Source organism: Spongiactinospora rosea, from assembly GCF_003315795.1.
In the GTDB taxonomy this organism is placed as follows: Bacteria; Actinomycetota; Actinomycetes; order Streptosporangiales; family Streptosporangiaceae; genus Spongiactinospora; species Spongiactinospora rosea.
Genome location: NZ_QMEY01000004.1, coordinates 103,399 through 130,374, shown reverse-complemented (window position 1 = coordinate 130,374; position 26,976 = coordinate 103,399). Strand labels below are relative to the sequence as shown.

At 72.5% G+C, this 26,976-nt stretch carries 24 protein-coding genes; 11 read left to right on the top strand and 13 right to left on the bottom strand.

Annotated elements, in window-relative coordinates; genetic code table 11:
• Position 1: 1 nt before the first annotated feature.
• Positions 2-931 carry a cytochrome d ubiquinol oxidase subunit II gene (cydB, locus tag DP939_RS12540; protein ID WP_113980848.1) on the bottom strand — a complete coding sequence of 310 codons (930 nt, stop codon included), beginning with the start codon at positions 929-931 and terminating at the stop codon, positions 2-4.
• A gap of 12 nt (positions 932-943) precedes the next feature.
• Positions 944-2,341 carry a cytochrome ubiquinol oxidase subunit I gene (locus DP939_RS12535; RefSeq protein WP_113980847.1) on the bottom strand — a complete coding sequence of 466 codons (1,398 nt, stop codon included), beginning with the start codon at positions 2,339-2,341 and terminating at the stop codon, positions 944-946.
• Between the two features lie 428 nt (positions 2,342-2,769).
• Here DP939_RS12535 and DP939_RS12530 point away from each other — a divergent pair, with 428 nt between their 5' ends.
• Entirely contained in the window at positions 2,770-6,492 is a 3,723-nt protein-coding gene (locus DP939_RS12530; RefSeq protein WP_113980846.1) for a S8 family peptidase, read from the top strand.
• Positions 6,493-6,542: 50 nt separating this feature from the next.
• On the opposite strand, the gene DP939_RS12525 is transcribed toward DP939_RS12530, so the two are convergent.
• The 3 genes from DP939_RS12525 to DP939_RS12515 all read right to left on the bottom strand — a co-directional run bounded on the left by DP939_RS12525 (position 6,543) and on the right by DP939_RS12515 (position 9,414).
• On the bottom strand, positions 6,543-7,475 hold the full coding sequence (locus tag DP939_RS12525) for a hypothetical protein (RefSeq protein ID WP_147267968.1): 933 nt from the start codon (positions 7,473-7,475) through the stop codon (positions 6,543-6,545).
• An 83-nt stretch (positions 7,476-7,558) separates the two neighbouring features.
• Positions 7,559-8,200 (bottom strand): response regulator, encoded by a 642-nt coding sequence (locus DP939_RS12520; protein WP_113980844.1) that lies wholly within the window; start codon positions 8,198-8,200, stop codon positions 7,559-7,561.
• A complete protein-coding gene (locus tag DP939_RS12515) occupies positions 8,200-9,414 on the bottom strand; it encodes a sensor histidine kinase (protein ID WP_113980843.1) in 1,215 nt (404 codons plus the stop codon). The genes DP939_RS12520 and DP939_RS12515 overlap by 1 nt, the downstream gene beginning before the upstream one ends.
• 331 nt (positions 9,415-9,745) lie before the next feature.
• Here DP939_RS12515 and DP939_RS12510 point away from each other — a divergent pair, with 331 nt between their 5' ends.
• Positions 9,746-10,474, top strand: a complete 729-nt coding sequence (locus DP939_RS12510; protein ID WP_113980842.1) for a CoxG family protein — start codon at positions 9,746-9,748, stop codon at positions 10,472-10,474.
• 15 nt (positions 10,475-10,489) lie between these two features.
• On the opposite strand, the gene DP939_RS12505 is transcribed toward DP939_RS12510, so the two are convergent.
• The gene (locus tag DP939_RS12505; protein ID WP_113980841.1) at positions 10,490-10,789 is read right to left on the bottom strand and encodes a hypothetical protein; all 300 of its coding nucleotides are present in this window, start codon (positions 10,787-10,789) and stop codon (positions 10,490-10,492) included.
• A 174-nt stretch (positions 10,790-10,963) separates the two neighbouring features.
• Between DP939_RS12505 and DP939_RS12500 the strand changes: the two genes are divergently transcribed.
• From DP939_RS12500 to DP939_RS12485, 4 genes are all read left to right on the top strand, one after another.
• Positions 10,964-12,250 carry a hypothetical protein gene (locus DP939_RS12500; protein ID WP_113980840.1) on the top strand — a complete coding sequence of 429 codons (1,287 nt, stop codon included), beginning with the start codon at positions 10,964-10,966 and terminating at the stop codon, positions 12,248-12,250.
• Between the two features lie 70 nt (positions 12,251-12,320).
• The gene (locus DP939_RS12495) at positions 12,321-13,223 is read left to right on the top strand and encodes a hypothetical protein (RefSeq protein ID WP_113980839.1); all 903 of its coding nucleotides are present in this window, start codon (positions 12,321-12,323) and stop codon (positions 13,221-13,223) included.
• Positions 13,224-13,414: 191 nt separating this feature from the next.
• On the top strand, positions 13,415-14,581 hold the full coding sequence (locus DP939_RS12490; protein WP_113980838.1) for a CaiB/BaiF CoA transferase family protein: 1,167 nt from the start codon (positions 13,415-13,417) through the stop codon (positions 14,579-14,581).
• Positions 14,578-16,077 (top strand): acetyl-CoA carboxylase carboxyltransferase subunit alpha/beta, encoded by a 1,500-nt coding sequence (locus tag DP939_RS12485; RefSeq protein ID WP_225878203.1) that lies wholly within the window; start codon positions 14,578-14,580, stop codon positions 16,075-16,077. Before DP939_RS12490 ends, DP939_RS12485 begins: the two co-directional genes overlap by 4 nt.
• A gap of 3 nt (positions 16,078-16,080) precedes the next feature.
• Here DP939_RS12485 and DP939_RS12480 read toward each other — a convergent pair whose 3' ends face one another.
• Genes DP939_RS12480 through DP939_RS12465 form a run of 4 tightly spaced genes read right to left on the bottom strand, consistent with a single transcriptional unit; the run spans position 16,081 to position 18,716 of the window.
• Positions 16,081-16,482, bottom strand: a complete 402-nt coding sequence (locus DP939_RS12480) for a hypothetical protein (protein ID WP_113980836.1) — start codon at positions 16,480-16,482, stop codon at positions 16,081-16,083.
• A complete protein-coding gene (locus DP939_RS12475) occupies positions 16,479-16,949 on the bottom strand; it encodes a hypothetical protein (RefSeq protein ID WP_225878202.1) in 471 nt (156 codons plus the stop codon). The genes DP939_RS12480 and DP939_RS12475 overlap by 4 nt, the downstream gene beginning before the upstream one ends.
• Positions 16,950-16,983: 34 nt before the next feature.
• On the bottom strand, positions 16,984-17,763 hold the full coding sequence (locus DP939_RS12470; RefSeq protein WP_113980835.1) for a carbon-nitrogen hydrolase family protein: 780 nt from the start codon (positions 17,761-17,763) through the stop codon (positions 16,984-16,986).
• Positions 17,760-18,716, bottom strand: a complete 957-nt coding sequence (locus tag DP939_RS12465) for a DUF418 domain-containing protein (protein WP_199565121.1) — start codon at positions 18,714-18,716, stop codon at positions 17,760-17,762. The genes DP939_RS12470 and DP939_RS12465 overlap by 4 nt, the downstream gene beginning before the upstream one ends.
• Before the next feature lie 147 nt (positions 18,717-18,863).
• Here DP939_RS12465 and DP939_RS12460 point away from each other — a divergent pair, with 147 nt between their 5' ends.
• On the top strand, positions 18,864-19,508 hold the full coding sequence (locus tag DP939_RS12460) for a hypothetical protein (RefSeq protein ID WP_113980834.1): 645 nt from the start codon (positions 18,864-18,866) through the stop codon (positions 19,506-19,508).
• A gap of 38 nt (positions 19,509-19,546) precedes the next feature.
• Positions 19,547-20,737: a pyridoxal phosphate-dependent aminotransferase gene (locus tag DP939_RS12455; RefSeq protein WP_113980833.1), complete on the top strand. Its 1,191-nt coding sequence runs from the start codon at positions 19,547-19,549 to the stop codon at positions 20,735-20,737.
• On the opposite strand, the gene DP939_RS12450 is transcribed toward DP939_RS12455, so the two are convergent.
• Positions 20,726-22,255: an MDR family MFS transporter gene (locus tag DP939_RS12450; RefSeq protein WP_113980832.1), complete on the bottom strand. Its 1,530-nt coding sequence runs from the start codon at positions 22,253-22,255 to the stop codon at positions 20,726-20,728. The two genes, DP939_RS12455 and DP939_RS12450, sit on opposite strands and share 12 nt — an antisense overlap.
• 89 nt (positions 22,256-22,344) lie before the next feature.
• Between DP939_RS12450 and DP939_RS12445 the strand changes: the two genes are divergently transcribed.
• Complete coding sequence (locus tag DP939_RS12445) at positions 22,345-22,929, top strand: TetR/AcrR family transcriptional regulator (protein WP_113980831.1); 585 nt, start codon at positions 22,345-22,347, stop codon at positions 22,927-22,929.
• Positions 22,930-22,941: 12 nt separating this feature from the next.
• On the opposite strand, the gene DP939_RS12440 is transcribed toward DP939_RS12445, so the two are convergent.
• The gene (locus DP939_RS12440; protein ID WP_113980830.1) at positions 22,942-23,934 is read right to left on the bottom strand and encodes a cation diffusion facilitator family transporter; all 993 of its coding nucleotides are present in this window, start codon (positions 23,932-23,934) and stop codon (positions 22,942-22,944) included.
• Positions 23,931-24,302, bottom strand: coding sequence for an ArsR/SmtB family transcription factor (locus DP939_RS12435; protein WP_113980829.1), 372 nt, complete (start codon positions 24,300-24,302; stop codon positions 23,931-23,933). Before DP939_RS12435 ends, DP939_RS12440 begins: the two co-directional genes overlap by 4 nt.
• 153 nt (positions 24,303-24,455) lie before the next feature.
• Here DP939_RS12435 and DP939_RS12430 point away from each other — a divergent pair, with 153 nt between their 5' ends.
• Together DP939_RS12430 and DP939_RS12425 are read left to right on the top strand one after the other, a co-directional pair.
• Positions 24,456-25,379, top strand: a complete 924-nt coding sequence (locus tag DP939_RS12430; RefSeq protein WP_113980828.1) for a carbamate kinase — start codon at positions 24,456-24,458, stop codon at positions 25,377-25,379.
• Between the two features lie 408 nt (positions 25,380-25,787).
• Entirely contained in the window at positions 25,788-26,894 is a 1,107-nt protein-coding gene (locus tag DP939_RS12425; protein ID WP_113980827.1) for a barbiturase, read from the top strand.
• Positions 26,895-26,976 lie beyond the last annotated feature (82 nt).

Genomic DNA, 26,976 nt, shown 5'->3' with positions numbered 1-26,976 from the left:
GTCAGCCGACCTTGGACAGCGGGGCGCTGGCCACGCGCTTGCGGAACACCCAGTACGTCCAGCCCTGGTAGCCCATCACGAACGGCAGCGCGATCAGCCCGATCCAGGTGAGCACGCCCAGCGTGTACGGGGCCGAGGCGGCCTCGGTGACCGTGAGGCCGGGCAGCGGCTCCGGCCACAGCGCGCCGAACAGCGCCGCCGTGCCCAGCGCGATGGCCCCCGCGGTCGCCGCGAACGCCCAGCCCTCCCGGCGCCGCCAGGCGAACGCCACCGCCGAGGCGAGGGCGGCCATCGCGGCCAGCGCGACCGCCCAGAGCAGCGGGGAACCGCCCGCGGGGATGGCCGACAGGGCGGCCACGCCGGTGGGGACGGCGGCCAGGGAGGCGGTCAGCGCGGCCCGGCGGGCGCGCCGGCGTACCGGGCCCTCGGTCCGCAGCGCGAGGAACACCGCGCCGTGCAGCAGGCACAGGGCCAGCGCGAACACCCCGCCGACGATGGCGGCCGGGCCGCTGCCGGTCAGCACGGCCGCGAAGATCGCGCCCCACAGGAACGCCGGCAGCGCGCTGCCCGCGAAGATGGCCAGGTCGCACCAGGACCGCTCGCGGTCCGTGGCGACCTTCCCGCGCCACTCCAGCGCGACGCCGCGCACGATCAGCCCGGCGAGGACGAGCAGCACCGGCAGGTAGAAGGTGCTGAACAGGCCCGCGTACCAGGCGGGGAACGCGGCGAACATGGCGCCGACCGCGGTGATCAGCCACACCTCGTTGCCGTCCCACACCGGGCCGATGGTGGTGAGCACCTGGCGGCGCTCGGGCTCGCTGCGGGAAAGGACGGGCGCGAGCATCCCGACGCCGAAGTCGAAGCCCTCAAGGACGAAGTAGCCGGTCCACAGGAAGGCGATGATGACGAACCAGACGGTGGTGAGTTCCATGCGTGCCCCAGATCAGTACATGAGGGTGGGCTGGAGGGCGGGGGAGTCGTCGTCGTCCTGGCCCTGCCGTACGGCGGGCTCCTCCTGCGGCCCCGCCTTGACGTAGCGGGCCAGCAGCGCGAACTCGGCGACGGCGAGCACGCCGTACAGGGCGGTGAAGACCGCGAGGGAGATGGCGACCTCGGTCAGGCTGACGCCGGGCGACACGCTGGCCGCGGTGAGCAGTTCGCCGGCGACGGTCCACGGCTGCCTGCCGATCTCGCTGAGCAGCCAGCCGGCGATCACCGCGAGCGTGGGCAGCGGCAGGGCGAGCAGGCATGCGCGGGCGAACCAGGCGGGCAGCGGACGTTCGCCGCCGCGCCGGCGCTTGCGGGTGAGCCACAGGCCGAGCAGCGAGAGCCCCACCGTGGCCATGCCGAACACGATCATGACCCGGAAGGACCAGAAGACGACGGGCATGTTCGGCTGGTAGTCGCCGGGCCCGAATTCGGCGGCGAAGCGGCGCTGGATGTCGTCGGCGCCCTGGATCACCGCGCCGGGGTCGTTCGTGGCCAGGAGGCTGAGCAGGCCGGGGATCTCCACACCGGGCACGACCGAGAACGGCGCGCCGCTCTCGTCGTGGCGCAGCCCTTCGGCGGCGGCCAGCTTCATCGGCTGCTGCTCGTGCAGCAGCTTGGCCGACATGTCGCCGGTACCGGCCACCACGGCCCCCGCCACCGCCGTCATGACCAGCGCGGCGCGCAGGCCGCTGCGCCAGGTCCGGGCGTCGGCGCCGTTGCCCGCCCGGCGTTCGCGCAGGATGCGGTAGCCGCTGACGGCGATCACGAAGCCGCCCGCCACCACGAAGGCCGCCCCCACCACGTGGGGGACCTGCGCGACTGCCGTGGAGTTGGTGAGCACCGCCCACAGGTCGGTCATCCGGGCCTTGCCGTCCACCACGGTGTACCCGACCGGGTGCTTCATCCAGGCGTTGGCGGCGAGGATGAAGTACGCCGACAGGTTGGAGCCGATAGCCGCGGCCCAGATGGTGGCCAGGTGGACGCGCTTGGGCAACCGGTCCCAGCCGAAGATCCACAATCCCAGGAACGTCGACTCAAGGAAGAACGCCAGCAGCGCCTCCATCGCCAGCGGCGCGCCGAAGACGTCCCCGACGAATATGGAGTACTCACTCCAGTTCATTCCGAACTGGAACTCCTGCACGATGCCGGTGACCACGCCCATGGCGAAGTTGATCAGAAACAGCTTGCCGAAGAACTTGGTCAGCGTGAGGTAGTGCGCTTTGCCGGTGCGGTGCCAGGCCGTCTGCAGACCGGCCACGAAGACGCCCAGGCCGATGGTCAGCGGTACGAACAGAAAGTGGTACACGGTGGTGATCCCGAACTGCCACCGGGCCAGGTCCAGGGCTTCCAATCTTCCCCCTCACGAGCGAAGCTCTACAAGCTGTAGTTCTACCTTCAGTAGTACTACAAGCCGTAGAGCATTGGGCCGGGGTGGCGCCGTGAACCGCTGCGATCTTCGTCACACCACCGGCGGACCCGCGCCCCCGGCGCGGGACCGCCCGGCGGCACCCCCTCCAGTGCGGCCCGAACCCCCTCGTGCCGCACGTTCACATCCTGCGCGAGCGGCCCCCGCGCGGTCGTCCCCCGCTCGGCTGATCTGGGACTACACCGGGGGGTGGATTAGCCCGCGCCCATGGCGGCTGGGTGGCGAGAAGGCGACATGACGGATAACCGCCGTCAAAAAGGATTGTCGGCAGATCCGTTCTTCTCAAGCATGATCTCCGCGTGGTAGCGCCGCACCCCCGTGGCCACCGCGTGGATTCAGGGAGGACCCCAAGGATGCGACCACTTTCCCGCGTTACCCGAGTTCCCCGGGTCGCCGCGGTGACGGCGGGGGCCGGGCTGCTGGCCGCCTGCCTGGCCCTCGGGCCCGCCGCGCCCGCGGGCGCGGAGCCGGAGAGTCCCGGTGCGGCGCCCGCCGCACCGGCGTCCAGGCACACGCTCACACTGATCACCGGCGACGTCGTCGAAGTCCAGACCTACCCCGACGGGCGGCGGGCGGTCGCGCCCCGCCCCGGCCCCGCCGGTCGGCCGCTGCCCGACCTCAAGGTCACCGAGCGGCACGGCGACATGTACGTGGTGCCCTCGGACGCGCGCCCGCTGCTCGCCGCCGACCGGCTGGACCGCGAGCTGTTCAACGTCACCGGCCTGATCGAGGCGGGCTACGACGACGCGCACCGCCCGGCGCTGCCGCTGGTCCTCACCTATGGCAAGGACGCGGCGCGCACGCTGGCCGCCCAGCCCGCCCCGGCGGGCGCGCGGCGTACGCGCGTGCTGCGCAGCGCCTCGGCCACCGCCGTGGAACGGCCGCCCGCCAAGGCCGCCGAGTTCTGGAACGCCATCTCGGCGGGGGAGCGCGGCCGGGCCGCCGCGTCGTACGCCAAGGTGTGGCTGGACCGCCCGGTACGGGCCACACTCGCCGACAGCGTGCCGCGGATCGGCGCGCCCGCCGCCTGGCAGGCGGGCTTCGACGGCAAGGGCGTCAAGGTCGCCGTGCTCGACACCGGCATCGACCCCGCCCACCCCGACGTCAAGGACCGCATCGCCGAGACGGCCGACTTCACCGACACCACCGACGCCGTGGACCGCAACGGCCACGGCACGCACGTGGCCGCGACCGTCGCGGGCAGCGGGGCCGCCTCCGGCGGCAAGGGCAAGGGCGTCGCCCCGGGCGCGTCCCTGTACGTCGGCAAGGTGCTCAACGCCAAGGGCGAGGGCTCGCTGTCGCAGATCGTCGCGGGCATGGAGTGGGCCGCCGCCCAGCGGGTGGACGTCATCAACATGAGCCTCGGCACCAGCGAGCCGAGCGACGGCCAGGACCCGCTGAGCCGCGCCCTGGACGGCATGTCGCAGGAATCGGGCGCGCTGTTCGTGGTGGCCGCGGGCAACTCCGGACCGCAGGACAGGACCGTCGCCTCCCCGGCCGCCGCCGACTCGGCGCTCACCGTCGGCGCGGTGAGCAAGACCGACGAACTCGCGTCCTTCTCCTCCCGCGGGCCGCGCCTCGGCGACGACGCGCTCAAGCCGGAGATCACCGCCCCCGGCGTCGGCATCGTCGCCGCCCGCGCGGCGGGCACCGCGCTCGGCACCCCCGTGGACGACCTGCACACCTCGCTGAACGGCACGTCGATGGCGACCCCGCACGTCGCGGGGGCCGCCGCGCTGCTCGTCCAGCGCCACCCCGACTGGACCCCGGCGCAGCTCAAGGCCGCGCTGGTCTCCACCGCCAAGCCGGTGGACGGCCCGCTGGACGCGATGGGCTCGGGGCGGCTGGACGCCGCCAGGGCGGTGTCCCAGCAGGTCCACGCCGAGCCCGGCACGCTCAGCATGCCCCGGGCCATGGCCGGCAGCGAGCCCCGCACCGCGACCGTGGAACTGGTCAACACCGGCACCGCCCCCGCCGCGCTGGACCTCGCCCTGGACGTACGCGACGCCAAGGGCGCCCCCGCCCCCGCGGGCATGTTCGCCCTCTCCACCGCGCGCACCGAGATCCCGGCAGGCGGCCGGGCGCCTGTGGTGGTCACCGTCGATCCCGCCAAGGGCGACTACGGCCGCTACGGCGGCCACCTGCGGGCCACCGGCCCCGGCGCGGAGATCTCCGTCGCGGTCGCCCAGTCCGTCACCCCCGAGCTGTACCCGGTGCGGATCGACGCGGTCTACCGGGACGGCGGCAGGCCCGGCGCGGACTCCGGCCTGGACGTCCTCAACCTGGACACCGACGAGTTCCACGACCTCGCCTTCACCGACGAGGGCACGCTGCGCGCCGAACTCCCCGCGGGCCGCTACTCGATGATGGCCACCATGCTGGAGCGCAGGCAGCCCGGCATCCACCCGGCCGAGTTCGTCTTCGCGGGCGACCCGGACGTCAAGATCACCGGCCCGGCCACGGTGCGCATCGACGGACGCCGGGCCGGCCAGATCAGGCTCTCCACCGCGCGCCCGGTCGAGCACTCCCAGGTCACCATCGGGCACATCCGGCAGGGCACCGAAGGCCAGGGCGGGCTGCACTCCTCCTGGATGATGACCCGGGCCACCGAACGCGCCTACGCCGCGCCCATCCCCAAGGCGAAGTCCGGCTGGTTCGAGGTCTACCACCGCTGGGACCTGTACGCGCCGGTCGCCACCGCCAGGACGATCCCGCGCGGTGAGAAGGTCCGGCTGGTCCACATGGAACACGGCCCGGCCTTCGACGGGCGGCTGGACCTGCCGGTCTTCGACGGCGGCACCCGCGAGGACTTCACCGGCGTGGATCTGCGCGGCAGGCTCGCGCTGCTGACCTACCAGTCGGGACGGCCCGGGTTCCCGGCCGTGGAGAGCGCCATCGCGGCGGGCGCGGCCGTCGTGGTACTGGCCAACAACGAGCGCGCCGGCGCGCTGTCGTACTGGGGCTTCGACCTCGGGGCCCCCGCGTTCACCGCCGGGTACGAGGAGGCGGCCAAGCTGCGCAAGGCCCGCAGGGTCCGCCTTGAGGGCACGCCCGTCAGCCCCTACTGGTACGACGTGATCCGCTGGAGCGACGGCGTGCCGCGCGACCTGCGCTACGACATCTCGCCGCGGACCATGGCCAGGATCGACGCGAACTACCACGACACCACCGATGAGCAGGGCTCGGTCTCGCGGGCCAGTTTCCGCCCGTACATGGGCGGCGTGGCGGTCAAGCCGTCCACGATCGACGGGGCGATGAGCCGCGACGAGTGGACGACCGGCGGCGACCTTTCCGTGCGCGTCCGCGCCGACCGCTCGGGCTTCGGCCGCGGCGAGCTGATGACCGGCGACCGGACCTACCGGGCCGGGCAGAAGGTCACCGAGCACTGGTTCGCCCCCGGCGGCCCCGGCCAGCCGCGGATCGACGCGCCCAGCCACACCCCCTACGGTCTGCCGCCCTTCCGCACGGGCGACACCGCGCGGTTCATCGTGCCCGAGTTCGGCGACTCCGACCCCGACCACTTCGGGTTCGTGTCCACTCCGGGCGACCGCACCCACGCGCGGCTGTACCGCGACGGCACGCTGCTGCACGAGGGCGACCGGCTGTACAACACGGCCGTGCCGATGCCGCCGGAGCGGGCCGCGTACCGCCTGGAGCAGACCAGTGAGCGCACCGAGCAGTGGTGGGGGACCGCCGTCCGCACGGCGACCACCCACACCTTCACCTCGGCGCACACCGCCGAGCGGGAGGTGCTGCCGCTGCTGCGGATCGACTACGACCTCGGCGTGGACCTGCGCAACGCCGTACGGGCCCACGGACGCCACACGTTCGGCCTCACCGTGCGGCACCCGACCGGCGCGGCGTCCCCGCGCATGGCGGGCGCCAAGGTCCAGCTCTCCTACGACGACGGGGCGACCTGGAGCGAGGCCCGGCTGGACCGGCGCGGCGACGGCCGGTACCAGGTCCGCGCCGACCACAAGCGCCGCACCGGGCACGTCTCGCTGCGGGTGACCGCCTGGGACGCGGCGGGCGCCAAGGTCGAGCAGACCGTCATCAGGGCCTTCGCCCTGAAGTGATCGGCCCACGGCCGGGGCACCGCGGCGAGCGGTGTCCCGGCCGTGCGCGGTCATCTCCAGAGCACCGGGTACCAGATCACGTCACGGAAGGCGAGCATCCGCAGGTCCCAGTACAGGACCGTGAACACGCCGACCGTGATGAAGATCGCACCGGTGATCAACGCGGCCCGGCCCGGCCGGGCGGCGAGCCACCGCCGGGTCCGGTCGCCCAGTCCCAGCGCCAGCACCACGAACAGCAACGCCATGATCACGATGTTGCCCGCCGACTGGAGCATGAACGCCAGCGCCCCGTAGAGCGGGTTGTGGCTCTCGGCCGCGTCCCGGAACAGCTTCCGGAACAGCCCGAACGGCCGGCCGATCAAGAACCCGCCGATCAGCGCGCCCATCAGCACCATGCGCGCGTTCGGGAACCGCTGGGAGATCGACGCGAGCGGGTCCGGGACCACCCCGAGCGAGGCCAGGCCCAGGTACACGAACACCACGCCGATCAGGCCGAACACCACCATCGACTGCACGTTGCGCGGCACCAGCCCCGACGCGGACGAGGCGGTGGAGAACTGCGGCATGGCCGTGCCCACGAAGCCGACCACGGCCCCGTAGACGCCGGAGACGGCGAGCATCCCGACGCACAGCCAGCCGAGCGGCCGGAGCGTCTCGCGTACCCGCGCCAGAGCCGAACTCCGCTCGCCCAGCATCGGCGCGACCGCGCCCAGCGCGGCGATGTTGCAGGCGGTGAAGGTCCCGGCCAGGCCGGTGGTGAAGGCGTACACGACACCGGACAGGATCCCGGCGATGGGGGCCTCGGCGGCGTCACGCCCGAGGATCGTGCCCGCGACGTTGGCGCCGATCGTCTGGTCCACGAACTGGGCCGACCAGACGACGCTGAGCAGGAATCCCGCCACCGCGGCGATCCACACCACCCGCCATGGACGGGCGGGGAGGGCGACGGTGGCGGTAGGGGATCGGCTGACGGATCGGGTCATGAGCTCCACCTCCTGCGAACAGGGCGGATGAGACGGATCACCGGTAATACGGTGATCGCCCCGGTGGAGGATCCCCGGCGGCGTCAGCCGTTGAAATGCCCGGCGAGCTGGGTCCGGTCGCGCAGGCCCAGCTTGCGCAGTACGGCCGAGACGTGGTTCTTCACCGTGCCCTCGGTGATGTAGAGGCGGGCCGCGATCTCCTTGTTGGCGGCCCCGGCGCTGACCAGGCGGGCCACCTCGATCTCCCGGGCCGACAGCTTCTCGTGACCGGCCGGGCCGCGGCCTGCGGCGATGACCGGCGCGCCGCGCAGTTCGGCCACCAGCCGCGCGGCCACCGGGCTGGCCAGCACGGTCTCGCCGCGGGCCGCCCGGCGGATGGCCGCGACCAGGTCGTCGGGGGAGCAGTCCTTGATCAGGTAACCGGCCGCGCCCGCGCGCAGCGCGCCGAAGATGTAGTCGTCCTGGTCGAACGTGCTGAGCACGATCGCGGCGACCTGCGGATGCTCCCTGGACAGGTGGCCGATCAGCTCGACCCCGTCCATTCCGGGCATGCGGGCGTCCACCAGCGCCACGTCCGGGCGGCACTCGGGGATCGCGCGCAGCGCGGCGTGCCCGTCGGCGGCGTCGCCCACCACCTCGATCTCCTCCTCGATCTCCAGCAGCTTGCGCAGTCCCTGGCGCAGCAGCACCTGGTCGTCCACGAGCAGCACCCTGACCCGCCTCATCACCGCACCTCCACTCCGGGCCGCACGCCGGGCTTGCGGGGCGGGCCCTCCTGGGTCGCGGCGGGCGGCCGGTCGGGCAGTTCGGCGCGCAGCTCGAACCCGCCGCCCTCGGCGTTGCCCGCGGTGAGCACCCCGCGCAGCGCCCTGGTGCGCTCGGCCAGCGACGGCAGCCCGAACCCGCCCGCGCCGTCCCGCTCGCCGCCCTTGCCGTCGTCATTGATCACCAGCGTCACGCGGTCCTCGCCGAAGGTCAGCCGCCCGTGCACCTCTCGCGCCTCCGCGTGCCGCAGCGCGTTGGTCAGTCCCTCCTGGAGCACCCGGTAGAGGACCAGCTCCACGTCCGGGTCGAGCGGGCGTTCTGGGCCCTCGACCTCGAAGGTGACGCTGAGCCCGGTGCCGTCGAAGGAGGCGGCGAGCTGTTCCAGCGCGGCGCTGCCGACCCGCCCGTCCAGCGCGAGCGGACGCAGCGCGCGCACCCACCGCCGCGCGTCGGCCAGCGCCTCCGCGGTGACCTCCTTGGCCTGGCGCACCTCCTGCCAGGCGGCGTCGGGACGGCGTTCGCGGTAGCGCTCGGCGTTCTCCAGCCCCACCTTGATCACGGTCAGGTGGTGGCCGATGGAGTCGTGCATCTCCGCGCCCATCCGGGCCCGCTCCTCGGCCACGGCCAGCTCACGTACCCGTTCGAGCAGGGCCTGCGCCTCCGCACGGCGCAGCCGCGCCTCCAGGATGGCCGACGTCATGCCGAGCACGAAGATGGCGAACACCCCGACCACACCGGCCTGCAACAGCGCCTCCTGCATGGTCCGGTTGAACAACAGCGTCCCGGCGACGATGAACGCGAGCATCCCGGCCAGCGCGGCGAGGGCCAACCGCATGCCGTACACGAAGGCGATACCGGCCGTGCCGATGAGGGTCAGCAGCAGGTGGGTGCCATAGGAACCGGTCATGCCGAGCGCGATCGTCGCCGGGAGGAACAGCAGCGGGATGAACCGGTGGCGGGTGGCGGGCCGCCACGGGAGTACCAGCCACAGGCCCACGACCACGACGATGTTGATCGCGAACAGCACCGAGTACAGGGTCTCGGCGGGCCGCAACATGTGATCGCCGACCGTGGCCAGCAGCACCACCCAGAACACCACATTGATCAGCGTGGGCCGGTCCGGATCGCCCAGCCACATCCACCGCGCTTCGCCTCGCCGCACCAGACGCGCCATGGGAACGACACTAGAATCCCGACGCCGCTCTGTGATCCCCCCAGAGCAGTATGTTCACCATCCCGACGGATTCCACCGCGGATCGGGCAGGCGCGCCCGCCACCGCCTTCGTGACGGCGGGTACGACGCACAGGTGCGGTACGCGCCCTTCGCACCCGGGGCGTGTCCCAGTGCGGGCGGTCGGCGGCGGCCCTGTCCTCAGCGAGTATCCGCCCGCCAGGACACCCTGGGGCCGCGTCCCTGCGGGCGGATGGCGGGTTGGTGCCTGTTTCGGCGTTAGCGATGCCCCGCCGGGCGGGAATTGTCTAACCTCAGGACTCTGGAGGTGGCGATGAAGGTCGTCGGAAGTGCCGTGCTCGGCGTGGACCGTCCGCGGGTGTGGTCCGCGCTGCGCGACCCCGCCGTACTGGTCCACGCCATCCCCGGCTGCCGCCGCCTCGAAGACCTCGGCGACGACTCCTACCGGATGACGGTCGCCATCGGCGTGGCCGCCATCAAGGGCGTCTACCAGGGCCAGGTCGCCCTGTCCGACCTCACCGAGCCGGAGAGCTTCACGCTCAGGGCCGGTGGCCAGGGTGAGCCGGGCACGGTGGACGCCACCGTCCAGATCCGCCTCGACGACGCCGGAGACGGCGGCACCCGGATCGAGTACGACGCCGAGGCGGTGATCGGCGGCATGATCGGCGGAGTCGGCCAGCGCCTCCTCGCCTCCATCGCCAAACGCACCGCCACCCGCTTCTTCACCGCCCTCGAAACCCACCTCACCACCCCGATCCCGGTCCCCTCACCCGCCGGAATCCTCCCAGTACCGGTCCCGTCGCCCGCCGGGGCCGTTGCGGTACCGGTCCCTTCACCCGCCGGAATCCTCCCGGAGGACCCGGCCACCGTGCAGGAGCCGGTGACCGAGGGCCCCCGGGTGTACGTCCGCCCCACACCCCCGACCCGCCGCCCAGGAGCCCCCGACCGCTCCTTGATCGCCGCCTTCGGTACCGGCGCGGGCATCGCCCTAGGCAGCGCCGTCATCGGCTGGCTCCTCGGCCGCACCACCCGCCGCCGCTGACCCACCCCGCCGGTCTCACCGGCCGATGTAGGCCGCGAGCGCTTTGGCCGCGCCCTCCACGTCGGCCACCGGATGCCGCTTCTCCGCCGCCTGCCAGGAGTAGTACTCGCCGCCGTAGCCGACGAACACCCACACCGGCATCCCCGGCTCGCGTCTGCGGATCAGCAGTGCCGTGTTCTCGTCCCGCAGTTCGCCCTCCACGTCAAGTCGCCGGAGCGTGTCACGGAGCCGGATCAGCTTGCTCGCTTCGGCCGCCCGTTCCTCCCTGGTGGTCATCGCCATGTCGGTCAGCCGTACGGCCATGTTCGGATTCATCGCGCGCTTCCTTCGCCGGGCCTTGTGTTCGTCCGGTGCTCCCTCCTACAGGAGCCCGTGTGACGTACCGTGGTCACTTGATGGCAAGTCCACCGGTGATCGCGAATCGGCGGCACCCCGAAGCGCCCCGCTGATTCCCCCCGTCCGGTCCCCCTGCTGGGAGGTAGGTGCGCGATGCCCGACCCTGTCCCGAACGTACTGCTGCGAGCATGGCGAAACGAGCACCTGCTCACCCGCGGGGAGATGGCCGCACGCATCAACGCGACCCCGGTGGGAATCGCCGAGCGGCTGGTGTGCGACGAGGAGCGCATCCGGCGCTGGGAGGCCGGGGAGGTCGCCTGGCCGCGTACGCCGTACCGGCTCGCCCTCACCCAGCTCACCGGCAGGCGACCGGAAGCGCTCGGTTTCGCCCCCCGACCGCGAGGGTCCAGGCTCGTCCAAGCTTCAGAGATCCCCGCCGACACCCTGCGCGCCGAGGCCGACCTGTACCGCACCCTCGAACTCGCCCGGCAACTCCAGGCGTCCGACATCGGCACCGGCACCCTTGACGCCCTCCGCGAGGCGGTCGATCTGCTGTGCCGCGCCTACCCCGTGGTCCCCGCCGCCCCCCTGCGCGACCGTACCCACCAGCGCCTCGCCCAGATCAACCGGCTCCTCGCCGGACGTATCACCCTCGACCAGCACCGCGAACTCCTGGTCATCACCGGATGGCTCACCGCGTTGCTCGGTTGTGTCCATTTCGACCTGGGAGAGCGCGAGGAGGCCGAGACCGCCCGCCGCGCCGCCTACGAGATGGGCCGCCAGGTCGGCCACGGCGAACTCATCGGCTGGTCCCATGAGATGTCGGCCTGGTTCGCCCTGTCCGAAGGCCGCTATGAGGACGTCGTGACCGCGGCCCGCACCGGCCAGGCCGCCGCGGGCACCTCCAGCGCCATGGTCCAACTCGCCCTTCAGGAGGCCCGCGGCCTGGCCCGCATCGGCGACCGCCGTCAAGCCGACAGGGCCCTCACCCGTGGCGCCGAAGTACTGTCGAAGCTTCCGCTCCCCGCCCACGCCGACCACCACTTCGTGTTCGACCACTCCAAGTGGGTGTTCTACGCGGCCACCTGTTACACCTGGCTCGAAGACGACGACCGCGCCGAAGAGCACGCCCGCGAGACCATCGCCATGCACACCCGCCCCGATGGCACCAGCAACTCCCCCATGCGCGTCGCCAACGCACATATCGACCTGGGCATCATCCACGCCCGCCAAGGCCACCTGGACGCCGCCGTGGCCGAAGGCACGGCCGCCCTGGACATCGACCGCCGATCCCTCATCGATCTGGTCAACCGGGCCGCCGACCTCGACCACGCCCTACGCCACCGCTACCCCCGCGAGGCACCCGCCCAGGAGTACCACGAACGCTTCGTCGCCACCCGCCGGGCGCTGACCGCCCGCCGACCGGATCTGCTCGACTGACCCGCCGTCCGGTTCGTGCCGGTGTGACGGAGTCTCGCGGAAGAGGATCTCCAGGCGTAACGTGGCGAGTATGCGGGAGGCGCGCGCAGAGGATGCTCGGAGCCAGGCCAGGCAACTGATCGGCGATCTCCTGGGTGAGGAGAGCCCGACCGCCCGGGCGCTGGTCGGACATGCGGTGCGGACATTGGGTGACAAACGGGCCGCACGGTGTGTCGAGTTGGTCCGCTGGGCCCCGTTGACCCGGAGGTCCACGGAGCTGGCCGCGGTGGCCGGGTTGCTGATCGGCACTCGTGACCTCGGTGCGGGCTGGTGGGAGCGGGCCAGGGGCGGCAAGCTGCCCTCTCCGGACGAGGCGCTGTCCACCAGTGCCGCGATCGATCCGTGGACCGACCTGACCGTGCTGGAGATGCTCGCCACCTGGGTCGCCGACGACGCGGCGGACGCCGAGTGGGGGCCCGCCGTCGCCTCTGCCGACCTCAACTCCTGGCACGCCGAGGACCGCATCGAGCTTCCGGGCGAGGCGCGGGAGGGTGAGCGGCTGGTCGTCGGGTTCGACGCGGGCGGGCGGCTGGACGCCGTGGTGGTACGGCGGGAGGGCGGCGAACTGGGCTCCGACCTGGACTTTTCCACGCTGCGCTACTCGCGGCCCGCCGAGGCGCAGTGGAGCTGGGGCGTGGCGGCCGGGCTGGGGCCGCATCCGCTGGCGGGCGAGCGGCCCGACCCCTACGCCGAGCCGGTCGAGGAGGGCGCGGCGGAGCCGCTGCGTACCTGGGCGCTGCGCCACGGCGCGAGCGTGGAGGCGACCGGCGACCCGTGGCGGCGCAAGGGCGAGGTGATCGCCGCCATCGAGCGGGTGGACTGGATGTGGCGCAGCGGCGAGTGGTTCGGCTGGTGGCGGGCGGTATCGGCGCTGGTGGACGGCGACAGCGCCCAGCTCGCCGCCCGCATGGACGACATGGACGCCGCCCCCTGACACGGCCGTCCGGGGAAGATGGCGACACAGCCGGTAGGCGCCCCCTGTGAAGGTCGCCGAGCTGGTTGAATGCTCAGCCGACCCGTACCGCCCCGGCCATCGGCCTGCCTCGCAACGCGCCTCATACCGGGCAGAATGCAAGCCCCACCAACGCGTGGGCTAGGCTCGGCGACCACCATGGGAGGCTGATCTTGCAGGGACCTCTGGACGACATCGTCGTGCTCGATCTCTCGCGAGCCCTTGCGGGGCCGCACGCCGCGCAGATGCTCGGTGACATGGGTGCCAAGGTCATCAAGGTGGAGCATCCGTCGGGCGGTGACGATTCGCGCGGCTGGGGACCTCCGTTCGTCGGACCGGAACACGACATGTCCACGTACTTCCTGGCGGCCAACCGCAACAAGCAGTCCATCACCGCCGACCTGAAGACCCCCGAGGGCAGGACACTGATCGAGCGGCTGGTCCGGCACGGCGACGTACTGATCGAGAACTTCCGCACCGGCGTGCTGGACCGCCTCGGTTTCCCGGTCGCCCGGCTGCACGAGCTGAACCCCCGCCTGATCGTCCTGTCCATCACCGGCTTTGGCCACGACGGCCCCGAAGGGGGCAGGCCGGGCTACGACCAGATCGCCCAGGGCGAGGCGGGCCTGATGAGCCTCACCGGCCCGTCCGCCGACGAGCCGTACCGGGTCGGGGCGTCCGTCGGTGACGTGCTGGCGGGCATGTACGGCGCCTACGGCGTCCTCGCCGCGCTGCACGAGCGGGCGCGGACCGGGCGCGGCCGGGTGGTCCGTACGTCGCTCCTCGCGGGGATCGTCGGCGTGCACGCCTACCACGGGACGGCCTGGACGGTCGGCGGCCAGGTCCCGGCCCCCACCGGCAACCACCACGCCACCATCGCCCCCTACGGCGCGTTCCGCTGCGCCGACGGGATGATCCAGATCGCCGCCGGGAACGACGCGCTGTGGCGCAAGGTGGCCGTCCTCCTCGATATCGACCCCGATATACCGAAATATGCGACCAACCGCGACAGGTTCGCCCACCGCGGCGACCTCGTCGCCGACATGGAGAAGCCCCTGGCCGCGCACGACCGCGCGTACTGGCTGACCGCGCTGACCGAGGCCGGTGTCCCGGCGGGCGCGATCCGCACCCTCGACGAGGTCTACGACTGGGAGCAGACCCGCTCCCAGGGCCTGCTGATCGAGGTCGAGCACCCGGTGCTCGGCCGGATCGCGCTGCCCGGCCCGCCGGTACGCCTGGACGGCCGACCCGCCGCCGATCACACGGCCCCGCCCATGCTCGGCCAGGACACAGCGGACGTCCTGGCGTGGCTGTCCGGCCAGGAGGGCGGCCGGCGGTGACGACCCCGGCCCGCCGCCCGGACGCCCGGGCGCTGATCGACATCGTGCTCGACCCGGGTTCGTGGCGGTCCTGGGACGAGCCGCCCGCCGACCGGGCCGAGCCGGGTTCGGCCTATGCGGAAGAACTCGCCGCGGCGCGGGCCAAGTCCGGCTACGACGAGGCGGTGATCACCGGGGAGGGCCTGCTGGAGGGACGCAGGGTGGCCGTGGTGATCTGCGAGTTCTCCTTCCTGGCCGGGTCCATCGGGGTGGCCGCGGCCGACCGGCTGGTCACGGCGGTGGAACGGGCGACCAGGGAACGGCTGCCGCTGCTGGCCACGCCCGCCTCGGGCGGGACGCGGATGCAGGAGGGCGCGCTGGCGTTCGTCCAGATGGTGAAGATCACCGCGGCCGTGTCCGCGCACCGGGCGGCGGGCCTGCCCTACATCGTGTACCTGCGCCACCCGGTGACCGGCGGCGTGTTCGCCTCCTGGGGGTCGCTCGGGCATGTGACGGCGGCCGAGCCGGGCGCGCTGATCGGGTTCCTCGGGCCGCGCGTGTTCGAGTCGCTGCACGGCTACCCGTTCCCCGAGGGCGTGCAGGTCGCCGAGAACCTGTACGCGCACGGCCTGGTGGACGCCGTGGTGGCCGCGGAGGACGCCCGGCGGGTCGCCGCCCGCGCGCTGTCGGTGCTGACCGCCGGGCGCCGCGCGATCCCCGTCACCGGGCCCGAGCCGGTCGGCCCGGTACGGCCGGTCCAGGCGTGGGAGGCGATCACCAGGTCCAGGCGCGATGACCGGCCGGGCGTACGCGCGCTGCTCAAACTGGGCGCCTGCGAGGTGACCCCGCTGCACGGCACCGGCGCGGGGGAGGAGGACCCGGGGCTGCTGCTCGCCCTGGCCAGGTTCGGCGCCGCGCCCGCGGTCGTGCTCGGCCAGGACCGCGGCAGGCAGCGCGCGGTCCCCGGGCTCGGCCCCGCGGGGTTGCGGGTGGCCAGGCGCGGCATGCGGCTGGCCGCCGAACTCGGCCTGCCGCTGGTCACCGTGATCGACACGGCCGGGGCCGCGCTGTCCAAGACCGCCGAGGAGGGCGGTCTGGCCGGGGAGATCGCCCGGTCGATGGCCGAACTGGTGATGCTCGACGCGCCCACCGTGTGCCTGATCCTCGGCGAGGGGGCGGGCGGCGCGGCGCTGGCGCTGCTCCCCGCCGACCGGGTGGTGGCGGCCCAGCACGCCTGGCTGTCCCCGCTGCCGCCCGAGGGCGCGTCGGCCATCCTGTACCGCACCGTGGACTTCGCCCCCGAGATCGCCGCCGCCCAGCGGGTCGGGGCCGCCCAGCTCGCCGCCGACGGGATCGTGGACCGGGTGATCCCCGAACTCCCCGACGCCGCCTACGAACCGGCCGCCTTCTGCGAGCGGGTGGCGGGCACGCTGGAGTACGAGATCGCGGGCCTGCTGGCCCGGCCCGCCGGCGGGCGTCCGGCCGCCCGCCTGGCCCGCTACCGCGACCTCGGGTGACCCTTACGTGAGCGGGACGGGGATCCGCTCGATGCGGATGGAGAAGACCTCCTCGCGGGGCACCACGACCTCATAGGCCCCGTGATCGACCATCCAGTAGCCCAGCGCCTCGGCCTTCATGCCGCTGTGCCCGGTATAGGCGATGTGCAGCCCGTCGTCGTCTTCGTCCAGGACGACGCACGGCTCGCCGCCGAACGCCCCCACCGTGCGGACCATCACCAGCGAGTCCAGCTCGCCGCGCGGGACCGGCCGCCGCCAGTAGCCGACGGCCTCGGTGAAGCCCTCCTCCGGCTCCTCGCTGAACAGCACCGCGTCGTCGTTGTCGCCGCCCAGCGCGGCGGCGTAGCTCTTGTCGCCCAGCCGGGCGACGAACCCGGAGGCGATCGGCTCGATCTCGGCGCTCACGAGGCTCCTTCGGCGGGCCGCCAGGTGAGCCCGTCATAGCGGCCGAACGGCCGCTCGCCGCCCCGCGCGGTGATGTGCGTGATCTCCGCACCCGCCGGGATCGGCATCGGGATGGTGTGGAACTGCGGGACCACGTACTCCCGCGAGGTGGTGAAACCGTTGCCGGCGAACGGAGCTGAATCGCTCCAATCGCCTCCCATGTGCGGACCGTACGGCACGACATAGGCGTCCACGTCCCTGGCCAGCCAGCGCATCATGTAGAGCTCGGGCACGCCGGCCGTCAGCTCCGAGCCCTCGAACCCCAGGTCGAGCGCGTGGAAGAGCTGCTCGGGCGTGGTCAGCCGCGCGCAGTCCTGGGCGCGGTAGACGTAGCCGGAGATGACCGTGCGTTTACCGGACAGATAGGGCACCAGCAGCCGGGGCGGGATCACCTTCAGCATCAGCGTCCTCTTACCCGGCTCGTTCACGGCGACAAGTTTACGATCTGTTGACCCTCACCACTCAAATGACACGATGTTCCAGGCATGGAAGAGTCGCCCGGACCTCCGCCGTGATCGCCGGATCCAGCTCCAGGACCCGCACCTCCGCCCGCGGCCCGAGATCGCCGCGCACCACGCCGAGCGGGTCGACCAGCATGCTGCGGCCCACGCCGAAGCCGTCCTTGGTCTCCGGGTTGGGGGCCTGGCCGACCGCGATGGTCCATATGGTGTTCTCGATCGCCCGCGCCCGCACCAGGGTGACCCAGTGGTCCTCCTTCATCGGGCCGGACCCCCAGGCGGCGATGATGGCGAAGACCTCGGCCCCGGCGTCCACCAGCGCCCTGGCCAGCTCGGGGAAGCGCACGTCGTAGCAGGTGATCAGGCCGATCCGCAGCCCGGCCAGCTCCACCACGACCGGCGTGCGGCCGGGGGCGACCAGGTCGGACTCGCGCGCGGTGAACGCGTCGAACAGGTGGATCTTCCGGTACGCCGCCTTGGTCACGCCCGCGCCGTCGATCGCGACCGTGGTGTTGTGGACCCGGCCCTCGCCCGGCTCGAAGACCCCGGCGATGACCGGCAGCCCGTGCGTGCGCGCGGCGGCGGCCAGGCCGCTGACGAACGGCCCGTCGAGCGGCTGGGCGGACTCGGCGACCCGCGAGCCGAACCGGGTGAGCGTGGCCTCGGGGAAGACCGCGAGGTCGGCGCCCTTCGCCGCGGCCTCGTCGATCGCCTCGACCGCGCGTTTCAGATTGGTGTCGGGGTCGTAGGCGACCGGGATCTGGCACAGCGCGACCTTCTTCACCTGTCCAGCTTATTGCGCACGAACTCGCCCCACGTCAAGCATCGCCAGACCCATTCCAGCGGGCCGTACCGGTATCGGGCCAGCCACCAGCGGGAGAAGGCGATCTGCGCGGCGATGGTCACGGCGCTCAGCCCGAACCCGGCCAGCCGGGTCGGGTCGGCGGCCAGCAGCGGCAGGCTCAGCAGGATGACCGGCGTGCTGAGCACGTAGTTGGTCAGGGCCATCCGGCCGAGCGGGTTGAGCGCCCAGGTGAGCGGGCCGCGCAGCGGGGTGCGCAGCAGCAGGAGCAGCCCGGTGCCGTACGCGAGCGCGGCGGCCAGCCCGCTCAGCGGGTACAGCGCCGCCATGCGCCCGCCCGCGGCGGTGAACGCCCACAGATAGCCGAGCACGACGGCCAGCGGGGCGCTGACCAGGAAGACCGGCAGGACGAGGCGTGGACTCGGGCGGTACTCCATCGCCGCCATGCCCAGCAGGAACAGGCCGGGCACCAAGATCACACCGCCGCCCAGCATGACCGCCCACCCGGTCATGCCGAGCCCGAGCAGCAGCACCGCGAAGCGCGGCATGAACGAGGCGGGGAGCAGCACCACCAGCCCGAACAGCGCGTACGGCAGCAGCACCTCGCCGGGGTTGACCATCGTGTGCAGGAACCCGAAGGCGGCGAGCACGATCAGCCGCCGCAGCAGCGCCTTCCGGTCGCCGCCGGACGAGCGCAGGAACAGCACCAGGCTGATGCCGAACAGGAAGGAGAAGATCGGATAGAACCTGCTCTGCAGCAGGTTCTCCACGGCCAGGTCGATCGGGAGCCTGGCCTTGTCGGCGAGCTCGCCCCGGGTGTGCTGCCAGGTGTTGACCACCATGATCCCGCACAGCGCGAGACCGCGGACCGCGTCGAGCTCGTGGATGCGGGGCGTCCGCGGTCCGCGCTCACCTGGGCGGTGCGGGGTGATCACACTCAGCAGGCTAGTGGACCGGCCCGGTGTCCAGGACTTTCCTGACTCGGAGTGGTCTCCCGGTCAGATTTCCCAGTGGAACTGAGATGGTTTGCGGGAGGATGGCCGGGTTCGGTGCTTTGCTGAGGCGAGGAGACGGTCCTACCCATGCGCGACCTTCTTGCGTTCCTCAAGGATTCCGTCGTGCTGCTCAAGGCCGGGCGCGACCACGTTCTGATGGGGGACATGGCCAGGTCCGCCCGGTCGCGTGCCGTGCTGAGCGTCGTGGCGGGGGCGCTCGTGGTCCTGTCCGTGCTGGTGATCTTCCAGGTCTTCGGGCGGGAGGAGACGTCGCCGCCCGCCTTCCAGGCCGGGCCGGCCGCCTCATCGCCGGCCGCGTCCGCGCCGCCGCGCGGTCCGATGGCCTCGCTGAAACCCGTACACCCGCCGTCCTCCCCGCCCGCCGAGCCGGAAAGGGGCCCCGATCCGGTCCGGCGGGAGCGCGTCGCCGAGCCGCCCCGGCGTACGACCGGGCCCGCGCCCTCTTCCTCGGCCCGCCCGAGCACCCGCCCGAGCACCCGGCCGACCACTCGCCCGACCACTCGCCCGACCACCGAACGCCCGCGCCCGCCGACGCGCGGCCCGCGACCGGAGCCGACCCGTGACCAGGTGACCGACCCGCCGCGCGAACCCGAGCCCAGGCCCACACGGCAGCCGACCGCGAGCCCCGGCCCCACCGCGCCACCGCCCGAGAAGGGCTGCGACGGGGTGGACGTACGGCTGCCGCTGCTGGAGGTGTGCCTGTTCGGCTGAGCGGCGCGCGAAGGCACCGGCCCGCTAATCTGGCCGGTGTGGATGAGCCTTTGATCGCGCGGATGCGAGAGTTCGGCACGACGGTCTTCGCGGAGATGACGGCGCTCGCCGTGCGCACCGGGGCGATCAACCTCGGCCAGGGCTTCCCCGACACCGACGGCCCGCCCGCGATGCTGGAGGCGGCGGTGCGGGCGATCCACGGCGGCCTCAACCAGTACCCTCCCGGGCCGGGCGTGCCGGAGCTGCGCCAGGCCGTCTCCGCCCACCGCAAGGAGCACTACGGGCTCGACTACGACCCCGACGGCGAGATCCTGGTCACGGTGGGCGCGACCGAGGCGGTCGCGGCGACGGTGCTGGCGCTGTGCGAGGCGGGCGACGAGGTCGTGGTCTTCGAGCCCTACTACGACTCCTACGCCGCGGCCGTCGCGCTGTCCGGCGCGGTGCGCAAACCCGTCACGCTGCGGCCGGTGGCGGGCCGGTTCACCTTCGACCCCGACGAGCTTCGCGCCGCGATCGGCCCGCGTACCCGGGCGATCCTGGTCAACTCCCCGCACAACCCGACGGGCACCGTCTTCACCCGGGACGAGCTGGCCGCCATCGCCGAGGTCTGCCTGGAGCGCGACCTGATCGCGATCACCGACGAGGTCTACGAGCACCTGACCTTCGACGGCGTCGAGCACGTGCCGCTGGCGACGTTCCCCGGCATGCGCGAGCGGACGGTGATGATCTCCTCGGCCGGCAAGACGTTCTCGGCGACCGGCTGGAAGACCGGATGGGTGTGCGCGCCGCGCCCGCTCACCACCGCCGTGCAGGCGGTCAAGCAGTTCCTCACGTTCACCGCGAGCGCGCCCTGGCAGGTGGCGGTGGCCCACGCGCTGCGGCACGAGCTGGGCTGGGTGGCCGCGCTGCGCGATGACCTGCAGACCAAGCGCGACCGGCTGATGGACGGCCTGGCCGCGGCCGGGTTCGAGGTGCTCCGCCCGGCCGGCACCTACTTCGTGCAGACCGACATCCGCCCGCTCGGCTTCACCGACGGCCTCGCGCTCACCCGTGAGCTGCCCGGCCTGGCCGGGGTGGTGGCCATTCCGACCCAGGTGTTCTACGACCGCCCGGAGTACGGCAGGCATTTCGTTCGCTTCGCGTTCTGCAAGCGGGACGAGGTGATCGACGAGGCGGCGGCCCGCCTCGCCGCCCTCGCCGGGGCCGCGGCCCGTGGGTCAGCGGGATGAGGACCGCAGCGGCAGTTCCTTGAGCATGAGGGCGGCGGCCGCGCCGAGCAGCGCCACCGGGGCGCCGACCAGGAAGACCGTGTCCATCGCGCGGGTGAACGCCTCCAGCACGATGTTCAGCACCGGGCCGGGCAGGCTACGGATGGCGTCGGGCGCGCCGAGGTTCGGTGTGGCCTGACCGCCGGTCAGCGGGATGTGCGCGGCGGCCAGCCGTGCGGTCAGCTCGCCGCTGAGCCGGTTGGACAGGATCGCGCCGAACGCCGCGACGCCCACCGCGCCGCCCAGTGAGCGGAAGAACGACACGCCGGAGGTGGCGGAGGCCATGTCGGCGCGGGTCACCGCGTTCTGGGCGGCGAGCACCAGGATCTGCAGGCACATGCCGAGCCCGATGCCGAGCACCGCCATCTCCACACCGATGATCGGCAGTGGCGTGCCGACGTGCAGACCGGACAGCAGGAAGAGCCCACCGGCCACCAGCAGCATGCCCACCACGGGGAAGATCTTCCAGCGCCCGGTGCGGGTGACCACCCGTCCGGAGGTGATGGAGGAGGTCAGCATGCCGAGCACCATCGGCAGCGTCATCAGCCCCGAGGCGGTCGGGGTCATGCCCTTGACGATCTGCAGGTACTGCGGCATGAACATCAGCGCCCCGAACATCGCCGCGCCCACGAACAGCGAGGCCAGGCTGGTCAGCACGAAGGTCCGGTCGGCGAACAGGCGGGGCGGCAGGATCGGCTCGGGGGCCCGGCGCTCGGCCACCACCGCCCCGGCGAACATCAGCAGGCTGAACGCGGCCAGGCCGTACGTCCACGGCGAGTTCCAGGCGAACTCGTGGCCGCCGAGGGAGAGCATCAGCATCAGCGCGGTCGTGCCGCCGGTGATGAACGTGGCCCCCCACCAGTCGACCCGCGCGTCACGGCGGTTCAGCGGCAGCTTGAGCACCTTCTGGATCACGATGAAGGCGACCACCGCGAGCGGCACGCTGATCCAGAAGCACCAGCGCCAGGACATGTTGTCCACGATGAACCCGCCGAGCAGCGGCCCGGCGACGGTGGCCACGCCGAAGACCGCGCCGATGAAGCCGGTGTACCGGCCGCGCTCGCGCGGCTCGACCACGTCGCCCAGGATGATCTGGGGCAGCGCCTGAAGGCCGCCCGCGCCGATGCCCTGCACCACCCGGGCCGCGATGAGCTGCGGCATGTCCTGGGCGAACCCGGCGCCGACCGCTGCCAGCGTGAAGATGACCAGGGAGACCTGGAACATCCGCTTTCTGCCGTACAGGTCGGACAGTTTGCCCCACAGCGGGGTGGAGGCGGTCATGGTGAGCAGCGTCGCGCTGGCCACCCAGGCCAGCTGCTCCTGCCCGCCGAGCGTGCCGACGATGGTCGGCAGCGCGGTCCCCACCACCGATGTGGAGATCATCGAGGTGAGCATGGCGAGCACCAGCCCGACGAGGATCTCCAGCACCTGTCTGTGCGTGAAGCGCGGCGCGACCGCGGCTTGCTCCTGTGTCAGCAAGGACCGAACCCTTCCCCTTATTAGCTGTAGTATGCATATAAAAAGTAGTAGACGCCTGTTTACTCGTCAAATTCCGGAAGGATGGTGCAGTGCCGGAAGTAGCCCTTTATGACCGGCCAGAGCCACCGCGACGTGACAAGGAGCGCACCCGGCGCCGGATCCTCGACGCCGCCGGGCCGCTGTTCGCCGAGTTCGGCTACGAGCAGGTCACCATGCGGATGATCGCCGCGGCGGCCGAGGTCAACATCGCGCTCATCAACCGCTACTTCGGCGCCAAGCGAAAGCTGTTCGCCCAGGTGCTCGCCCAGCAGGGGCGGTTCCCCGGCGTGCTCGACGGGCCGCCGGACGAGCTGCCCCGCAGGCTCGCCGAGTACGTCGCCGACCGGCTGTGCTCCGGCGCGGGGAGCCCGGTCCTGACCGTGCTGTCCAGGTCGTCCGAGGCTCCGGAGATCCACGACCTGATCCGCGACCGGGTGGAGTCGGCCATGCTCGAACCGCTGCGGGCCCGGTTGCCCGGGCCGGACGCGCGCGCCCGCGCGAGCATCGCCACCGCGCTCATCATGGGCGCGGGCATCCTGCGCCGGCTCTTCGGCCCCGACGCGGCGGGCGGGCCGGACCGGGACGCGCTCGCCGACCGGCTCACCCTCGTCTTCCGCGCCGTCCTGGCGGCGTAGTGAACGGACGTACTACGTCCGGATGCCCTCCGTCGAGACCGCCTCCGGCTTGAGGGCGCTGACCATCAGGCAGCTCCGGCCGGGGACGTGGTCCACCTGGAGGGTGGAGTGCTCGATGCGGAACCGCTCGTGCAGCAGGTCCGCGAGGTCGCGGCGGACATCGTGGCAGTTGCCACCCGGACGTACCGTGACGTGCGCCGACAGTGCGGGGAACCCGCTGGTCACCTCCCACACGTGCAGGTCCTGGACGCCGGTCACGTCCGGGTGGGCGGTCAGCGCCTCGACCAGCTCGGCCGGGACGATCCCCGCGGGGGCCGCCTCGAACAGCACCCGGCCCGCGTCGCGCAGCAGGCCGTACGCCGCCTTGGCCATCAGCGCCGCGACCACCAGCGCGGCCACGGCGTCGGCACGGCCCCAGTGGGTGATCCACACGATCACCCCGGCCGCGGCGGTGGCCATGAAGGCGTACATGTCGTTGAGGATGTGCTGGAAGGCCCCCTCGACGTTGAGGCTGCCGCGGTCGGCGCGGGAGAGCAGCCAGGTGGCCCCGGCGTTGACCACGACGCCCGCCAGGGCGGTACCGACCACCAGCGGTCCCATCACCTGCGGCGGGTGGATCAGGCGGTGCACCGCCTCGACGGCGAACAACCCGACCAGCAGGACGAACGTCAGGCCGTTGAGCGCGGCGGACAGGATCTCCGCGCGCTTCCAGCCGAAGGTGTAGGCGCCGCGGGCGGGCCGGGCGGCCAGCCTGATGGCCAGCAGCGCCAGCGCGATCGAGCCCGCGTCGCTCAGCATGTGACCGGCGTCGGAGATCAGCGCGATCGAGTTGGCCAGCGCGCCGACCACCGCCTCCGCGGCCATGAACACCACCAGCAGGACGAGCGCGGCGACCAGGTAGCGCCGGTCGGACGTGGCGCTGTGGCCGTGCCCATGACCGTGCCCATGACCGTGCCCATGACCGTGACCGTGCGTGGGGCGGTGTGCGGGGGGTTTCGACGTCAACGTGCCTCCCTCAGATGCTCGCGGCTCAGGTCGAGCAGCATGCGGACATGGGCGTCGGACAGGCGGTAGTAGATGGTCCGCCCCTCCCGGCGGCTCGCCACCACCCCGGCCGTGCGGAGCAGGCGCAGCGCGTGCGACACGGCCGTGTCGGTGACCTGGACCGCCTCGGTCAGGTCGCACACGCACAACTCCCCGGCGGCGAGCAGCGCGTACAGCAACTGGGCCCGGGTCGGGTCGCCGAGCAGCCGGAACATCTCCGCCAGCCGGTTCGCCTCCTCGGCGGTCACCTGCCGGTCACTGCGCGCCTGCGCCCCGGCTCCTTCCGGAGGTCTGGTGGTGCGGGCGTCCAGTGCGGTGACCACGTTCATCTCTGTCGCTCCTCACGTCTGAACAGGGGTTCAGAGATCAAGTCCGGCATTTCATGACAAGGCGGTGTCGGATCGGCCACCGGCCGAAGGACACGCCCGCCGTCGGCGAGAATCGCCCACGCCCACCGCCCCTTCTCTGGCTAGCCTCACGCTGTGGGGGAACGGGTCCTGATCGCGCTCGGCGGCAACGCGCTGACCACGCCGGACGGCAACGCCGCCCCCGGCGACCAGCGCCGGGCGGTCGAGTCGGCCATGCGCCAGGTCGCCACGCTGATCGACGCCGGCCACCGGGTGGCGCTCACCCACGGCAACGGCCCCCAGGTCGGCAACCTGCTGCTGAAGAACCAGCTCGCGGCCGGCGTCGTGCCGCCCGTCCCGCTGGACTGGTGCGGCGCGCAGACCCAGGCCACCATAGGCACGCTCATCCTCAACGCGCTCGGCCGCCGCGCCGCGGTGGTCCTCACCCGTACGCTGGTCGACGCCGCCGACCCCGCCTTCGCCGACCCGGTCAAGCCGATCGGCCGGTACCTCACCGAGGCCGAGGCCGGGCGTTTCCGGCAGGCGGGGGAGAAGTGGCGGGCGTTCGACCGGGGGTGGCGGCGCGTGGTCCCCTCCCCGGAGCCGCGCGAGATCCTGGACGCCGAGGCGGTGTCGGCGCTGATGGACCGGGGCTTCGTGGTGGTCGCCGCGGGCGGCGGGGGAGTACCGGTGATCCGCGCGCCGGACGGCGGGCTGAGCGGCGTCGAGGCCGTCGTGGACAAGGACCTCGCGGCTGGGCTGCTGGCGCGTGCCGTACGCGCCACGGTGCTCGTGATCGCCACCAATGTGCCGGGCGCGGTCGCCGGGTTCGGTACCTCGCGGGCGCGGACCATCGGCCGCATCACCGCGGCCGAGCTGCGCGACCTGCAAAAGGCCGGGCACTTCCCCCCGGGCAGCATGGGCCCCAAGGTGGAGGCGGCGCTGCGGTTCGTCGAGAACGGCGGGGCCCGCGCGATGATCGTCTCGCTGCGCGACCTCGGCTCGGCGCTCACCGGCCGGACCGGAACGGTCGTGCTGCCGGGCGGAGCCGGTGGCTAAGAACAGGGGCGCAGGCTGGAGCGCGGGCATGCCTCTCCCTTCCTTGGCCCGCATCGACGGAGATGTCCGTGCGCTGCACCGCGAAAGGCCGCCCCGCCTTGGGGAAGGCGTGACGTGGCCGGGCGGCCGTCCGAGGTCATCGACCTGATCGAAACGGGCTACTACGACGCGTGTAGCGACGATGCGCCCCTGATCGCCACCATGCGAGGGGCCGCGCCCCCCAGACAGGACGCTCGCTCCCTCTCGCGGTGCCATCGTCTTTCCCGCCCCGGCCCGCGTCAAGAGTCTTTGTCACGGTGTGCAAAAGAGTAGTGTCCGCACGTTATGGACGGGCCGGTGAATCGCCGCCCGACCATGGGTAATTTCCGCCGGGGGGAGAGGTCGCGGGCGAGCGGAGGGTGTGAGGGCATGCCGGAACCCATCGAGGTGCGCAAGGTCGCCATCGAGAGCGTGACCGACGCCTCCGGGCTCGCGGACCTGATCGACGGGGGCGTGATCGAGGCCGACCGGGTGCTCGCCGTCATCGGCAAGACCGAGGGCAACGGCGGCGTCAACGACCACACCCGCATCCTGGCCGACCGGGCCTTCCGCGAGGTGCTGGTGTCGCGCGGGAGGCGTACGGCGGCCGAGGTCGCGCAGGTCCCGCTGGTGTGGTCCGGCGGCACCGACGGCGTACTGAGCCCGCACGCCACGATCTTCGCCACCACCGATCCGGCGAACGCGCCGCCCACGGACGAGCCCCGGGTGTCGGTGGGCGTGGCGATGAGCGAGCCCTTACTTCCCGAGGACATCGGCCGCCCCGCCATGGTCATCAAGGTCGCCGCCGGGGTGGTCGCGGCGACGAAGGGCGCGGGCATCGACGACCCGGCCGACGTCCACTACGTACAGACCAAGACCCCGCTGCTGACCCAGGCCGCGATCAACGACGCCAAGGCGCGGGGCCAGGAGACGGTGACCGACGACACCGCGCTCTCGATGGACATCTCCAACTCCACGGCCGCCCTCGGCGTCGCGGTGGCGCTCGGCGAGATCCAGATGCCCGAGGCCGGTCAGATCCACCGCGACCTGTCCCTCTACTCCAGCGTGGCCTCCTGCTCCAGCGGCGTTGAACTCGACCGTGCCCAGATCGTGGTGGTGGGCAACGTACGCGGCATCGGCGGTCACTACCGCATCGGCCACGCCCTGATGCGCGACGCCCTCGACACCGACGGCATCTGGGCCGCCATCCGCGCGAGCGGCCTCGACCTGCCGGCCCGACCCCACCCGAGCGACCTCGGCGACCGCCTGGTCAACGTGTTCCTCAAATGCGAGGCCGACCCGTCGGGACGGGTACGCGGCCGCCGTACCGTCCTGCTCGACGACTCCGACGTCCACTGGCACCGCCAGATCAAGGCCGCCGTCGGCGGCATCGCCGCCGCCATCACCGGCGACCCCGCCATCTTCGTCTCCGTAGCCGCCGTCCACCAGGGCCCACCCGGCGGAGCCCCGGTCGCCGCCATCTCCCGCCCCTCCTGACCCCCCTCCATCAACACACCCCGCAGGGGCTTCAATCGTCTCCTGCGGGCTCTGCGGGCTCTGCGGGCTCTGCGGGATCTTG